General features: G+C 60.0%; 12 protein-coding genes. All 12 read left to right on the forward strand.

Going from position 1 to position 15,197, the window contains the following annotated elements; genetic code table 11:
* The first annotated feature begins 35 nt into the window (after positions 1 to 35).
* The 12 genes from purB (at position 36) to nuoH (ending at position 15,196) form a co-directional block, all read left to right on the forward strand.
* The gene (purB, locus tag AACY19_RS01770) at positions 36 to 1,406 is read left to right on the forward strand and encodes an adenylosuccinate lyase (RefSeq protein WP_339447348.1); all 1,371 of its coding nucleotides are present in this window, start codon (positions 36 to 38) and stop codon (positions 1,404 to 1,406) included.
* Positions 1,407 to 1,492: 86 nt separating this feature from the next.
* A complete protein-coding gene (locus AACY19_RS01775; protein ID WP_339447350.1) occupies positions 1,493 to 2,662 on the forward strand; it encodes a ribosomal protein uL16 3-hydroxylase in 1,170 nt (389 codons plus the stop codon).
* Complete coding sequence (locus tag AACY19_RS01780; protein ID WP_339447352.1) at positions 2,655 to 3,080, forward strand: GNAT family N-acetyltransferase; 426 nt, start codon at positions 2,655 to 2,657, stop codon at positions 3,078 to 3,080. Before AACY19_RS01775 ends, AACY19_RS01780 begins: the two co-directional genes overlap by 8 nt.
* Positions 3,081 to 3,323: 243 nt before the next feature.
* Positions 3,324 to 4,085 (forward strand): secretin N-terminal domain-containing protein, encoded by a 762-nt coding sequence (locus AACY19_RS01785; protein ID WP_339447354.1) that lies wholly within the window; start codon positions 3,324 to 3,326, stop codon positions 4,083 to 4,085.
* A gap of 474 nt (positions 4,086 to 4,559) precedes the next feature.
* Positions 4,560 to 5,885 carry an isocitrate lyase gene (aceA, locus tag AACY19_RS01790; protein ID WP_003223815.1) on the forward strand — a complete coding sequence of 442 codons (1,326 nt, stop codon included), beginning with the start codon at positions 4,560 to 4,562 and terminating at the stop codon, positions 5,883 to 5,885.
* Between the two features lie 646 nt (positions 5,886 to 6,531).
* Positions 6,532 to 6,945, forward strand: a complete 414-nt coding sequence (locus tag AACY19_RS01795) for an NADH-quinone oxidoreductase subunit A (RefSeq protein ID WP_003223812.1) — start codon at positions 6,532 to 6,534, stop codon at positions 6,943 to 6,945.
* 10 nt (positions 6,946 to 6,955) lie between these two features.
* The gene (locus tag AACY19_RS01800) at positions 6,956 to 7,630 is read left to right on the forward strand and encodes a NuoB/complex I 20 kDa subunit family protein (RefSeq protein WP_003223809.1); all 675 of its coding nucleotides are present in this window, start codon (positions 6,956 to 6,958) and stop codon (positions 7,628 to 7,630) included.
* Between the two features lie 74 nt (positions 7,631 to 7,704).
* A complete protein-coding gene (nuoC, locus tag AACY19_RS01805; RefSeq protein WP_339447357.1) occupies positions 7,705 to 9,489 on the forward strand; it encodes an NADH-quinone oxidoreductase subunit C/D in 1,785 nt (594 codons plus the stop codon).
* Positions 9,490 to 9,491: 2 nt separating this feature from the next.
* Positions 9,492 to 9,989, forward strand: a complete 498-nt coding sequence (gene nuoE / locus AACY19_RS01810; protein WP_122590307.1) for an NADH-quinone oxidoreductase subunit NuoE — start codon at positions 9,492 to 9,494, stop codon at positions 9,987 to 9,989.
* Positions 9,986 to 11,341, forward strand: coding sequence for an NADH-quinone oxidoreductase subunit NuoF (gene nuoF / locus AACY19_RS01815; protein WP_339447361.1), 1,356 nt, complete (start codon positions 9,986 to 9,988; stop codon positions 11,339 to 11,341). The genes nuoE and nuoF overlap by 4 nt, the downstream gene beginning before the upstream one ends.
* Positions 11,342 to 11,477: 136 nt before the next feature.
* Positions 11,478 to 14,192: an NADH-quinone oxidoreductase subunit NuoG gene (gene nuoG / locus AACY19_RS01820; protein ID WP_339447363.1), complete on the forward strand. Its 2,715-nt coding sequence runs from the start codon at positions 11,478 to 11,480 to the stop codon at positions 14,190 to 14,192.
* On the forward strand, positions 14,189 to 15,196 hold the full coding sequence (gene nuoH, locus AACY19_RS01825; protein ID WP_007920179.1) for an NADH-quinone oxidoreductase subunit NuoH: 1,008 nt from the start codon (positions 14,189 to 14,191) through the stop codon (positions 15,194 to 15,196). The genes nuoG and nuoH overlap by 4 nt, the downstream gene beginning before the upstream one ends.
* Position 15,197 lies beyond the last annotated feature (1 nt).

Raw genomic sequence — 15,197 nt, forward strand, 5'->3', positions numbered from 1 at the left:
CCCCATTTCGTTGCCCGACTGTCCGAGAACACCCCATGCAGCTTTCTTCGCTCACTGCGGTTTCCCCTGTTGACGGCCGCTACGCCGGCAAAACCCAGGCCCTGCGCCCGATTTTCAGCGAGTACGGCCTGATCCGTGCCCGCGTTCTGGTTGAAGTGCGCTGGCTCCAGCGCCTGGCCGCCCACGCTGGCATCCCGGAAGTGCCAGCCTTCTCCGCCGAGGCCAACGCCGTTCTCAATGAACTGGCTGAAAACTTCTCGCTGGAGCATGCCGAGCGCGTCAAAGAGATCGAGCGCACCACCAACCACGACGTCAAAGCGATTGAATACCTGCTCAAAGAGCAGGCGGCCAAGTTGCCGGAGCTGGCCAAGGTCAGCGAGTTCATCCACTTTGCCTGCACCAGCGAAGACATCAACAACCTGTCCCACGCCCTGATGCTGCGCGAAGGCCGTGACGACGTGATGCTGCCGCTGATGCGCCAGACCGCCAACGCCATCCGCGAACTGGCCATCCGTTTCGCTGACGTACCGATGCTGTCGCGCACCCACGGCCAACCGGCCTCCCCGACCACTCTGGGTAAAGAGCTGGCGAACGTGGTGTACCGCCTCGAGCGTCAGATCGCTCAGGTCGCCGCCGTGCCGCTGCTGGGCAAGATCAACGGCGCTGTCGGCAACTACAACGCTCACCTGTCGGCCTACCCGCAGATCGACTGGGAAGCCAACGCCCGCGCCTTCATCGAAGACGAGCTGGGCCTGGGCTTCAACCCGTACACCACGCAGATCGAGCCGCACGACTACATTGCCGAACTGTTCGACGCGATTGCACGCTTCAACACCATCCTGATCGACTTCGACCGTGACATCTGGGGCTACATCTCCCTGGGCTACTTCAAGCAGCGCACCATCGCCGGCGAAATCGGTTCGTCGACCATGCCGCACAAGGTCAACCCGATCGACTTCGAAAACTCCGAAGGCAACCTGGGTATCGCCAACGCGCTGTTCCAGCACCTGGCGAGCAAACTGCCAATCTCCCGCTGGCAGCGCGACCTGACCGACTCCACCGTCCTGCGCAACCTCGGTGTCGGCTTCGCCCACAGCGTGATCGCCTACGAAGCCAGCCTCAAAGGCATCAGCAAACTGGAGCTCAACGAGCAGAAGATTGCCGCTGACCTCGACGCTTGCTGGGAAGTGCTGGCTGAGCCGATCCAGACCGTGATGCGCCGCTACAACATCGAAAACCCCTACGAGAAGCTGAAAGAACTGACCCGCGGCAAGGGCATCAGCCCTGAAGCGTTGCAGACTTTCATCGACGGCCTGGACATGCCTGCCGACGCGAAAGCCGAGCTCAAGCAACTGACTCCGGCCAACTACATCGGCAACGCTGTAGCGCAAGCCAAACGCATCTGATCGACCGCTTGACCCGTTTGAGACGCCCGGCCGCGCCGGGCGTTTTTATTCCCGTCTGAAAAGTGCTTTTTTTCAATAGGTTACATATGAATTCCGATATTCCTCTTCAACTTCTGGGCGGCCTCACAGCACGCGAATTCCTGCGCGACTACTGGCAGAAAAAGCCACTGCTGATCCGTCAGGCGATTCCTGACTTCGAAAGCCCGATCGACGCCGACGAACTGGCCGGCCTGGCCCTGGAAGAAGAAGTCGAATCGCGCCTGGTGATCGAGCACGGCGAGCGCCCATGGGAACTGCGTCGCGGCCCGTTCGCTGAAGACGAGTTCAGCAAACTCCCGGAAAAAGAATGGACGCTGCTGGTGCAAGCCGTTGACCAGTTCGTTCCGGAAGTCAGCGAACTGCTGGAAAACTTCCGTTTCCTGCCGAGCTGGCGCGTCGACGATGTGATGATCAGCTTCGCCGCCCCAGGTGGCAGCGTTGGCCCGCACTTCGACAACTACGACGTGTTCCTGCTGCAAGGCCACGGCAAGCGCAACTGGAAAATCGGCCAGATGTGCGACTCCGAGAGCCCGCTGCTGCAACACGCGGACCTGCGCATCCTCGCTGAATTCCACGAGACCGAAGAGTGGGTGCTGGAACCGGGCGACATGCTCTACCTGCCGCCGCGCCTGGCCCATTGCGGCGTGGCCGTCGACAACTGCATGACCTACTCGGTCGGCTTCCGCGCGCCAAGTGCTTCCGAAGTGCTGACCCACTTCACCGACTTCCTCAGCCAGTTCCTGACCGATGAAGAGCGCTACACCGATGCAGACGCGCAGCCAGCCACTGACCCGCATCAGATTCAACACGATGCGCTGGATCGCCTGAAAAGCCTGCTCGCCGAGCACATGAGCGACGAACGCCTGCTGCTGACCTGGTTCGGTCAGTACATGACCGAGCCACGCTATCCAGAGCTGGTGGTTGGCCCGGAAGACGTCGAAGAGGAAGACTTCCTCAGCGCTCTGCAGGACGGCGCCGTGCTGATCCGCAATCCGAGCGCGCGCCTGGCCTGGTCGGAAGTCGATGACGATCTGCTGCTGTTCGCCAGCGGCCAGAGCCGTTACCTGCCGGGCAAACTGCGCGAACTGCTGAAGCTGATCTGCGCCGCTGACGCCCTGCACACCGACAACCTCGGTGAGTGGCTGAACGACGAAGACGGTCGCGGCCTGCTGTGCGAGCTGGTCAAGCAAGGTAGCCTGGGGTTCGCCGATGAATAAAATTCGCGTTCGTGTCGCAGACTGGCAGAAGGACATCGCCGAGATCCGGCGCATTCGTGAAACGGTGTTCATTGCCGAGCAATCGGTGCCACCCGAGCTGGAGTGGGACGCGGACGACGCAACCGCCGTGCATTTCCTGGCGTTTGAAGGCGACTTTCCGATTGGCACTGCGCGCCTGCTGCCCGACGGGCACATCGGCCGCGTTTCGGTGCTGAAAGACTGGCGCGGGATGAAGGTCGGAGATGCACTGATGCAAGCGGTCATTGCCGAAGCGGAAACGCGCGGCCTGAAACAGCAGATGCTCAGCGCGCAGGTGCAGGCCACAGCGTTTTATGAGCGCTTGGGCTTCAGCCTGGTCAGCGAGGAATTCCTTGAAGCCGGGATTCCGCATGTCGACATGGTTCGCCACTCGGCATAAGACCGTGGCGCAGCCTTCGCGAGCAAGCCCGCCCCCACAAGGGATCTGTGCCTGACGCACAATTTGTGTCCGCTGGAGATCTAGTGTGGGAGCGAGCCTGCTCGCGAAGAGGCCCGCCAGCACACCACAAAACGCCCCGCCATTTTCGGATGCCGGGGCGTTTTGCTGTCTACGATTCAACTTGCCCCACCCGAGGCCGACAAACTGGCAATATCAAGCCTTTCGAAAGCGGAGATAACGGACATGTCCCTACGCACCCTGCTCACCACCCTGCTGCTCGGCTGCAGTTTTTCGGTGATGGCAGCCACAGAAATCGTGCCTCTCAATTACCGCACCAGCACTGACATGCTGCCGATGGCGCAAGACTTCCTCGGCAAGGACGGTCAGGTCAGCGCCTATGGCAATCAACTGATCATCAAGGCCGAACCGGACAAGATTCAGGAACTCAAGGCGCTGATCACCCAACTCGACACCGCGCCCAAACGCCTGCTGATCACCGTCGACACCAACGAAAACAATGGCCGTGGCGATGAAGGCTATTCGGTCAACGGCGCACAACCCAACCAGACGCGCATCATCAGTCGCAGCACCACCAGCCGTAATGGCGGCGTGCAGCAGATTCAGGCCAGCGAAGGCGCGCCGGCTTTGATCCAGGTCGGGCAAAGCGTGCCGATCACCAATGTGCAGAGCGATTCCTACGGCGGGTACAACAGCCAGACCCAATACCGCAACGTCACTCAGGGTTTCTACGTCACCGCCAGCGTCACCGGCGACATCGTTCACCTGGCGATCAGCACCAACCGTGACCGCATGAGCCAGGAGCGTCCCGATGTAGTGAACGTGCAAAGCACCGACACAACCGTCAGCGGGCGCCTCGGCGAATGGATCACCCTCGCCGGCATCAACAGCCAGACCCAGGCCGATAAACAGGGCCTGGCCCGCAGCTACTCGACTCAAGGCCGGGATGACATGACCTTGCGGGTAAAAGTCGATACGTTGGACTAAAGCACCAAAAACTGACTGATTAGTCGTATTAGACGAAAGATGTAGTGCCACAAAAAAAGCACTACAAAACGTTTGACGAGGCAAAAAAGCGAAGGCATGATGGCCTCGCTCCCGCTAATCAGAGGCCCTGGCAAGGGCCTTCGAAGCGACGTTCGCACCTACCCCGCGAACCGCTTCGTGTCTGTACCGCCCACAAGGCGTGTTTGACGAGGTTGCCGACTGGAACGAAGTTGTCCCGAGGGACGGAAGCGTAATTAGGTAACCCGGCTTCACACTGTAAACCGTATAAAGGCCCACGACGCCCGAATGCGCCCGCAGTCCGCCACTACCTGCTCACTTCCCCTCGAGCCCATCGTTCATCCCGTCGCCTACCCCGCCGAATCCGACTTGACCACCTAAGCTTCTGGTCAGCGAGCGCAGGAATTTTCCACCGCAGAACAACTTTTCATAAAAGACGCGACGAGGTTTATCTCCATGGCACTGACACGCGAACAGCAAATTGCAGCCCTCGAAAAAGACTGGGCTGAAAACCCGCGCTGGAAAGGCGTGACACGCACTTACTCCGCTGCTGACGTCGTCCGTCTGCGTGGCTCGGTTCAGCCTGAGCACACCTTCGCAAAAATGGGCGCCGAGAAGCTGTGGAACCTGGTCACCCAGGGTGCCAAGCCTTCCTTCCGTCCTGAGAAAGATTTCGTCAACTGCATGGGCGCCCTGACCGGCGGCCAGGCTGTTCAGCAGGTTAAAGCCGGCATCCAGGCGATCTACCTGTCGGGCTGGCAGGTGGCTGCGGACAACAACTCCGCAGAATCCATGTACCCAGACCAGTCGCTGTACCCGGTGGATTCGGTTCCAACCGTGGTCAAGCGCATCAACAACTCGTTCCGTCGTGCTGACCAGATCCAGTGGAAAGCCGGCAAGAACCCGGGCGACGAAGGCTACATCGACTACTTCGCACCAATCGTGGCTGACGCTGAAGCCGGTTTCGGCGGCGTATTGAACGCTTACGAGCTGATGAAGAGCATGATCGAAGCAGGCGCCGCCGGCGTTCACTTCGAAGACCAACTGGCTTCCGTGAAAAAATGCGGCCACATGGGCGGTAAAGTACTGGTTCCAACGCAAGAAGCCGTGCAGAAGCTGACCGCTGCGCGTCTGGCTGCCGACGTTGCTGGAACTCCGACCATCATCCTGGCCCGTACCGACGCCAACGCTGCGGACCTGCTGACTTCCGATTGCGACCCATACGACCAGCCGTTCGTGACCGGCGAGCGCACTCAGGAAGGCTTCTACAAGGTACGTGCCGGCCTGGATCAAGCGATTGCCCGCGGCCTGGCTTACGCGCCATACGCCGACCTGATCTGGTGCGAAACCGCCAAGCCGGATCTGGAAGAAGCCCGTCGCTTCGCCGAAGCGATCAAAAAGGAATACCCGGACCAACTGCTGTCGTACAACTGCTCGCCTTCCTTCAACTGGAAGAAAAACCTGGACGACGCGACCATCGCCAAGTTCCAGCGCGAACTGTCTGCCATGGGTTACAAGCACCAGTTCATCACCCTGGCCGGCATTCACAACATGTGGCACAGCATGTTCAACCTGGCGCACGACTACGCCCGCAACGACATGACGGCCTACGTGAAGCTGCAGGAGCAGGAATTCGCTGACGCCGCCAAGGGTTACACCTTCGTGGCTCACCAGCAGGAAGTGGGCACCGGCTACTTCGACGACATGACCACTGTGATTCAAGGTGGCTCGTCTTCGGTAACCGCACTGACCGGTTCGACTGAAGAAGAACAGTTCCACTGATTCGGCTTCGCTGAGCAAACGGCCTTTGCAGATCGTATAGAAAGCTAACCGCAAAGCCGCAAAACTGACGCCCCGACTGGTTCGGGGCGTTTTTTTGTCTGTAGAACTCTCAAAGACTCCACAATCCCCTTGTGGGAGCGAGCCTGCTCGCGAAAGCGTTTTATCAGCTTGCACATGCGCTGACTGATCCACCGCTTTCGCGAGCAGGCTCACTCCCACTGGTTTCTTCGTCAGCCCGCGAGACGAAACATTGATCCAGAGCGGTACAACCGTCAGAAAAATCTGCTAAAACGGGCGCCTTCGCTACTTGCAGTAATGGGCAAGTAAGACAACTTCCCAATACCTCACCCGCTAAACAGTTACAAAACCACTCCAAACGATATCAATTATCATTTAGCAGCAACTATGTTCGTTACATTCTCTACAAAACATTATTTGCATAAACCCGGCTAATGCCCGCAACGCATGGGCTGCAGGGCATTGGAGATGCGCTATGTCCTTATTCCAATAAATAATTTCGCTATAGGAATTTTACTTGCAGGGTGTTTAGCCATAAAATCAGCGCGATTGATTGCTGCGACATATCGTCACTGCCTATTTCTTTATCAAGCTCAGAGACCTTTGCTCTCTGTTAAGGATTACCAGCATGCCCGAAGCGACAGGACTCATGGCCCACAACTGGGGCTTTGCCATTTTCCTTCTGGGTGTCGTCGGCCTGTGTGCCTTCATGCTTGGCGTCTCCAGCCTCCTCGGGTCAAAAGCCTGGGGTCGCAGCAAAAACGAACCGTTCGAGTCCGGCATGCTACCTACCGGTGGCGCCCGCTTGCGGCTCTCAGCCAAATTCTATCTGGTCGCGATGCTCTTCGTGATCTTCGATATCGAAGCCCTCTTTCTCTTTGCATGGTCTGTGTCCGTCCGCGAAAGCGGCTGGACCGGATTCGTCGAAGCTCTCGTTTTCATAGCAATTCTGTTGGCAGGTCTTGTCTACCTGTTCCGAGTGGGCGCCCTTGACTGGGCTCCGGAAGCTCGTCGCAAGCGGCAGGCGAAGCTGAAACAATGAGGCTTTGGCAATGCAATACAATCTCACCAGGATCGACCCCGATGCTCCTAACGAGCAGTATCCGATTGGCGAACGGGAAACCGTTTCCGATCCGTTAGAAGATCAAGTCCACAAAAACATTTTCATGGGCAAGCTGGAAGACGTGCTGAGTGGCGCGGTCAACTGGGGACGCAAGAACTCCCTGTGGCCGTACAACTTCGGCTTGTCGTGCTGCTACGTGGAAATGACCACCGCCTTCACGGCGCCCCACGACATCGCGCGCTTTGGCGCCGAAGTGATCCGGGCATCGCCGCGTCAGGCCGACTTCATGGTTATCGCCGGCACCTGCTTCATCAAGATGGCGCCGATCATCCAGCGTCTCTATGAGCAGATGCTCGAGCCGAAGTGGGTTATCTCCATGGGGTCGTGCGCTAACTCCGGTGGCATGTACGACATCTACTCTGTGGTTCAAGGGGTGGACAAGTTCCTGCCCGTGGACGTCTACGTACCTGGCTGCCCGCCCCGTCCGGAAGCATTTCTGCAAGGCTTGATGCTGTTGCAGGAATCGATTGGACAGGAGCGTCGTCCGCTTTCCTGGGTCGTTGGTGATCAAGGCGTTTACCGCGCCGACATGCCTTCGCAGAAGGAACAGCGCCGCGAACAGCGAATCGCAGTCACCAACCTGCGCAGCCCTGACGAAGTCTGATCCAGATCTGTTCTTACAAAAGAAACGAGAAGCTGGCTTCATTCTTTACGTTGACCGAAAGCGAAAAAATAACCATGACTACAGGCAGTGCTCTGTACATCCCGCCTTACAAGGCAGACGACCAGGATGTGGTCGTTGAATTGAACAACCGTTTTGGCGCCGAGGCGTTCACCGCTCAGTCGACCCGCACCGGCATGCCGGTGCTGTGGGTTGCGCGCGCCAGGCTCGTTGAAGTCCTGACTTTCCTGCGCAACCTGCCCAAGCCTTACGTCATGCTCTATGACCTGCACGGCGTGGACGAGCGTCTGCGCACCAAGCGTCAAGGGCTGCCGAACGGCGCCGACTTCACCGTGTTCTATCACCTCATGTCGCTTGAGCGTAATAGTGACGTGATGATCAAAGTCGCCTTGTCCGAGTGCGACCTCAGCTTGCCGACTGTCACCAGCATCTGGCCGAACGCCAACTGGTACGAGCGTGAAGTCTGGGACATGTACGGCATCGACTTCAAAGGCCACCCGCACCTGTCGCGCATCATGATGCCGCCGACCTGGGAAGGTCATCCGCTGCGCAAGGACTTCCCGGCGCGCGCTACCGAATTCGATCCGTACAGCCTCAACCTCGCCAAGCAACAGCTTGAGGAAGAAGCCGCGCGCTTCCGTCCCGAAGACTGGGGCATGAAGCGTTCCGGTGCCAACGAGGACTACATGTTCCTCAACCTCGGCCCGAACCACCCTTCTGCACACGGTGCGTTCCGCATCATTCTGCAGCTGGACGGTGAAGAAATCGTCGACTGCGTCCCGGACATCGGTTACCACCACCGTGGTGCCGAGAAGATGGCCGAGCGTCAGTCGTGGCACAGTTTCATTCCGTACACCGACCGTATCGATTACCTCGGCGGCGTGATGAACAACCTGCCCTACGTGCTCTCGGTCGAGAAGCTGGCCGGCATCAAGGTGCCTGAGAAGGTCGACGTCATCCGCATCATGATGGCCGAGTTCTTCCGGATCACCAGCCACCTGCTGTTCCTGGGGACTTACATCCAGGACGTCGGCGCCATGACTCCGGTGTTCTTCACCTTCACCGACCGCCAGAAGGCGTACACGGTGATTGAAGCCATTACCGGTTTCCGTCTGCACCCGGCCTGGTACCGCATCGGTGGCGTTGCCCACGACCTGCCGCGCGGCTGGGAAAAACTGGTGAAAGACTTCGTTGAATGGCTGCCAAAACGCCTCGACGAATACACCAAGGCTGCCCTGCAGAACAGCATTCTCAAGGGCCGTACCATCGGCGTCGCCCAGTACAACACCAAAGAAGCCCTGGAATGGGGTGTCACCGGTGCCGGCCTGCGTTCGACCGGCTGCGACTTCGACCTGCGTAAAGCGCGCCCGTACTCGGGCTATGAGAACTTCGAGTTCGAAGTACCGCTGGCGGCCAACGGCGATGCCTACGACCGCTGCATGGTCCGCGTCGAAGAGATGCGCCAGAGCATCAAGATCATCGATCAGTGCATGCGCAACATGCCGGAAGGCCCGTACAAGGCGGATCACCCGCTGACCACGCCGCCGCCGAAAGAGCGCACGCTGCAGCACATCGAAACCCTGATCACGCACTTCCTGCAGGTTTCGTGGGGCCCGGTGATGCCGGCCAACGAATCCTTCCAGATGATCGAAGCGACCAAGGGCATCAACAGTTATTACCTGACGAGCGACGGCGGCACCATGAGCTACCGTACCCGGATTCGTACTCCGAGCTTCCCGCATCTGCAACAGATCCCTTCGGTGATCAAAGGCAGCATGGTCGCGGACTTGATTGCGTACCTGGGTAGTATCGACTTCGTTATGGCCGACGTGGACCGCTAAGCATGAACAGCACGCTTATCCAGACAGACCGTTTCACTCTCAGTGAAACCGAGCGCTCGGCCATCGAGCACGAGCTGCATCACTACGAAGACCCGCGCGCGGCGTCGATCGAAGCCCTCAAGATCGTTCAGAAAGAACGCGGCTGGGTGCCGGATGGCGCCTTGTACGCAATCGGCGAGATGCTCGGCATTCCGGCCAGCGACGTCGAAGGTGTGGCGACGTTCTATAGCCAGATTTTCCGTCAGCCGGTTGGCCGTCACATCATTCGCGTCTGCGACAGCATGGTCTGCTACATCGGTGGCCACGAATCGGTGGTCAGCGAAATCCAGAACAATCTGGGCATCGGCCTGGGTCAGACCACCGCCGACGGTCGTTTCACCCTGCTGCCGGTCTGCTGCCTCGGCAACTGCGACAAGGCGCCGGCGCTGATGATCGACGACGACACCTTTGGCGACGTACAGCCTGCTGGCGTCGCCAAACTGCTCGAGGGCTACGTATGACCCTGACATCTTTCGGTCCTGCCAACCGCATCCAGCGTTCGGCCGAGACTCACCCGCTGACCTGGCGTCTGCGCGATGACGGCGAAGCCGTGTGGCTCGACGAGTACCAGGCCAAGAACGGTTACGCCGCTGCACGCAAAGCCTTCGCCGACATGGATCAGGACGCCATCGTCCAGACCGTGAAAGACGCCGGCCTCAAAGGTCGCGGCGGTGCAGGCTTCCCCACGGGCGTGAAGTGGGGCCTGATGCCCAAGGACGAATCCATCAACATCCGCTACCTGCTGTGCAACGCGGATGAAATGGAGCCGAACACCTGGAAAGACCGCATGCTGATGGAGCAGCTGCCCCATCTGCTGATCGAAGGCATGCTGATCAGTGCCCGCGCGCTGAAAACCTACCGTGGCTACATCTTCCTGCGTGGCGAATACACCACCGCCGCCAAGCACTTGAATCGTGCCGTGGAAGAAGCCAAGGCTGCGGGCCTGCTGGGTAAAAACATTCTGGGCAGCGGCTTCGATTTCGAGCTGTTCGTCCACACCGGCGCCGGGCGTTACATCTGCGGTGAAGAAACCGCACTGATCAACTCCCTCGAAGGCCGCCGCGCCAACCCGCGCTCCAAGCCGCCCTTCCCTGCCGCCGTGGGCGTATGGGGCAAGCCGACCTGCGTGAACAACGTCGAAACCCTGTGCAACGTGCCGGCGATCATTGCCGACGGCGTTGACTGGTACAAATCGTTGGCCCGCGAAGGCAGCGAAGACATGGGCACCAAGCTCATGGGCTTCTCCGGCAAGGTGAAGAACCCGGGTTTGTGGGAACTGCCATTCGGCGTCACCGGTCGCGAGCTGTTCGAAGACTACGCCGGCGGCATGCGCGACGGCTTCAAGCTCAAGGCCTGGCAGCCAGGGGGCGCCGGTACCGGTTTCCTCCTGCCGGAACACCTCGACGCACAAATGTACGCCGGCGGCATCGCCAAAGTGGGCACCCGGATGGGTACCGGCCTGGCCATGGCGGTGGACGACAGCGTCAACATGGTCTCCTTGCTGCGCAATATGGAGCAGTTCTTCGCTCGCGAGTCGTGCGGTTTCTGCACCCCGTGCCGCGATGGCTTGCCATGGAGCGTCAAGCTTCTGATGGCCATCGAACAAGGCCGCGGCCAGCCAGGCGACATCGAGACCCTGCTCGGTCTGGTCGGTTTCCTAGGCCCGGGCAAGACCTTCTGTGCTCACGCACCGGGTGCCGTTGAGCCGCTGGGCAGTGCCATCAAATACTTCCGTCCAGAGTTCGAAGCCGGTATCGCGCCTGCAAGCGCCGCCGTCCCGCCTCTGGCAAGGCCGATCGTAATCGGCGCGTAAACGCTTAAAAAGGCGAAGGGTCCGTGCCCTTCGCCTTTCGTCCGATGACGCCTTTCGGGGCTGACTGGATTCGGACGGATAACAAGATTCCATTAGCCACGCCCGCTGACACCGGGCCAACGAAGACCTTTGAACCATGGCCACTATCCACGTAGACGGCAAAGCGCTCGAAGTCGACGGGGCAGACAACCTGTTACAGGCATGTCTGTCGCTGGGCCTCGACATTCCATATTTCTGCTGGCACCCCGCGCTTGGTAGCGTCGGGGCCTGCCGCCAGTGCGCGGTCAAGCAGTACACCGACGAGAACGACACCCGTGGTCGCATCGTCATGTCCTGCATGACCCCGGCCACTGACAACACCTGGATCTCCATCGACGATGAAGAATCCAAGGCGTTCCGCGCCAGTGTTGTCGAATGGCTGATGACCAACCACCCGCACGACTGCCCTGTGTGCGAAGAAGGCGGTCACTGCCACCTGCAAGACATGACAGTGATGACCGGCCACAACGAGCGCCGTTATCGCTTCACCAAACGGACTCACCAGAACCAGCAACTGGGCCCGTTCATTTCCCACGAAATGAACCGCTGCATCGCTTGCTACCGCTGCGTGCGTTTCTATAAAGACTACGCTGGCGGCACCGACCTCGGTGTGTTCGGTGCCCACGACAACGTGTACTTCGGTCGCGTTGAAGACGGCACCCTCGAAAGCGAGTTCTCCGGCAACCTCACCGAGGTCTGCCCGACCGGCGTGTTCACCGACAAGACTCACTCCGAGCGCTACAACCGCAAGTGGGACATGCAGTTCTCGCCGAGCATCTGCCATGGCTGCTCGAGCGGTTGCAACATTTCCCCGGGCGAGCGTTATGGCGAACTGCGTCGCATCGAAAACCGCTTCAACGGTTCGGTGAACCAGTACTTCCTGTGCGACCGTGGCCGTTTCGGTTATGGCTACGTCAACCGCACCGACCGTCCACGTCAACCGCTGCTGGCCGACGGCACCAAGCTGGGCCTCGACGCCGCGCTGGATAAAGCCGCTGATCTGCTGCGCGGTCGCAACATCGTCGGTATCGGTTCGCCGCGCGCCAGCCTCGAAAGCAACTACGCGTTGCGCGAGCTGGTCGGCGCCGAGCACTTCTATTCGGGCATCGAAGCCGCCGAACTGGAGCGCATCCGTCTGGTTCTGCAAGTGCTGAAAGACAGCCCGCTGCCAGTGCCGAACATGCGCGACATCGAAGACCACGACGCTATCTTCGTCCTCGGTGAAGACCTGACCCAGACCGCCGCCCGCATGGCGCTGGCACTGCGTCAATCGGTCAAAGGCAAAGCTGAAGACATGGCCGAAGCCATGCGCGTTCAGCCTTGGCTCGACGCAGCGGTGAAGAACATCGGTCAGCACGCGCTGAACCCGCTGTTCATCGCCAGCCTGGCTGAAACCAGGCTCGACGACATCGCCGAAGAATGCGTTCATGCAGCCCCGGACGATCTGGCACGCATCGGTTTTGCCGTTGCTCATGCTCTGGATGCCAGCGCTCCGGCCGTTGAAGGTCTGGACGCTGAAGCACTGGAACTGGCCCAGCGCATCGCCGACGCCCTGCTCGCGGCCAAACGTCCGCTGATCATCGCCGGTACTTCGCTGGGTTCCAAAGCCCTGATCGAAGCGGCGGCGAACATCGCCAAGGCCCTGAAGCTGCGCGAGAAGAACGGCTCGATCAGCCTGATCGTGCCGGAAGCCAACAGCCTCGGTCTGGCCATGCTCGGTGGCGAATCGGTCGACGCGGCGCTGCAAGCCGTGATCGATGGCAAGGCCGACGCTATCGTCGTGCTGGAAAACGATCTGTACACCCGCACCGCCAAAGAGAAAGTCGATGCGGCGCTGAACGCGGCGCAGGTGGTGATCGTTGCCGACCATCAGAAAACCGCTACCACTGACCGCGCGCACCTGGTTCTGCCAGCCGCGAGTTTTGCTGAAGGCGACGGTACGCTGGTCAGCCAGGAAGGCCGCGCCCAGCGCTTCTTCCAGGTTTTCGATCCGCAATACCTGGATGCGAGCATTCTGGTTCACGAAGGCTGGCGCTGGCTGCACGCCCTGCGCGCGACCCTGCTGAACCAGCCAATCGACTGGACGCAACTCGACCACGTCACCGCTGCCGTGGCTTCGAGCACCGAGCAACTGGCGCGTATCGTCGACGCGGCACCCTCGGCGGCGTTCCGCATCAAGGGTCTGAAACTGGCGCGTGAGCCGCTGCGTTATTCCGGTCGCACCGCAATGCGCGCCGACATCAGCGTTCACGAACCGCGCACCCCGCAAGACAAAGACACCGCGTTCGCCTTCTCCATGGAAGGTTACTCGGGCTCTGCCGAACCGCGCCAGCAAGTACCGTTTGCCTGGTCGCCGGGCTGGAACTCGCCACAAGCGTGGAACAAGTTCCAGGACGAAGTCGGTGGTCACCTGCGTGCCGGCGACCCAGGCACCCGCCTGATCGAAAGCACTGGCGACTCGCTGAACTGGTTCGCCGCTGCACCACGCGCGTTCAATCCGGCGCCGGGCACCTGGCAGGCCGTGCCGTTCTTCCACCTGTTCGGCAGCGAAGAAAACTCTTCGAAAGCCGCTCCGGTTCAAGAGCGTATTCCGGCTGCCTACGTTGCTCTGGCCAAGTCCGAAGCAGATCGTTTGGGCGTCAACGACGGTGCCCTGCTGAGCCTGAACGTGGCCGGTCAGACCCTGCGTCTGCCGCTGCGCATCAATGAAGAACTGGGCGCCGGTCTGGTGGCATTGCCTGCGGGCATCGCCGGCATTCCACCGGCATTCGCCGGCGTATCCGTCGACGGTCTGCAGGAGGCAGCGCAATGACCTGGTTCACCCCTGAAGTGATCGATGTGATCCTCTCGGTCGTCAAAGCCATCGTGATTCTGCTGGCCGTTGTGGTGGCAGGCGCGTTGCTCAGCTTTGTCGAACGCCGCCTGCTGGGCTGGTGGCAGGACCGTTACGGTCCGAACCGCGTTGGCCCGTTCGGCATGTTCCAGATCGCCGCCGACATGCTGAAGATGTTCTTCAAGGAAGACTGGACCCCGCCGTTTGCCGACAAGGTGATCTTCACCCTGGCGCCGGTGGTGGCCATGTCCGCTTTGCTGATCGCCTTTGCGATCATCCCGATTACCCCGACCTGGGGCGTCGCGGATCTGAACATCGGCCTGCTGTTCTTCTTCGCCATGGCCGGTCTGTCGGTCTACGCGGTGTTGTTCGCCGGTTGGTCGAGTAACAACAAGTTCGCCCTGCTCGGCAGCTTGCGTGCTTCGGCGCAGACCGTGTCCTACGAAGTGTTCATGGGCCTGGCCCTGATGGGCATCGTGGTGCAGGTCGGCTCGTTCAACATGCGCGACATCGTCGAGTACCAGGCGCAAAACCTGTGGTTCATCATTCCGCAGTTCTTCGGCTTCTGTACTTTCTTCATCGCTGGCGTCGCCGTGACTCACCGTCACCCGTTCGACCAGCCGGAAGCAGAACAGGAACTGGCCGACGGTTACCACATTGAATACGCCGGTATGAAATGGGGCATGTTCTTCGTCGGTGAATACATCGGCATCATCCTGATCTCGGCGCTGCTGGTCACCCTGTTCTTCGGTGGCTGGCACGGTCCGTTCGGCATCCTGCCGCAACTGGCATTCGTCTGGTTCGCACTGAAGACCGCGTTCTTCATCATGCTGTTCATTCTGCTGCGCGCTTCCATTCCGCGTCCGCGTTATGACCAGGTGATGGATTTCAGCTGGAAATTCTGCCTGCCACTGACCCTGATCAATTTGCTGGTGACCGCTGCAGTCGTGTTGTGGAACACGCCAGCAGTCGCGGTTCAGTGAG

Source organism: Pseudomonas sp. EA_5y_Pfl2_R50 (assembly GCF_963970475.1).
GTDB lineage: Bacteria > Pseudomonadota > Gammaproteobacteria > Pseudomonadales > Pseudomonadaceae > Aquipseudomonas.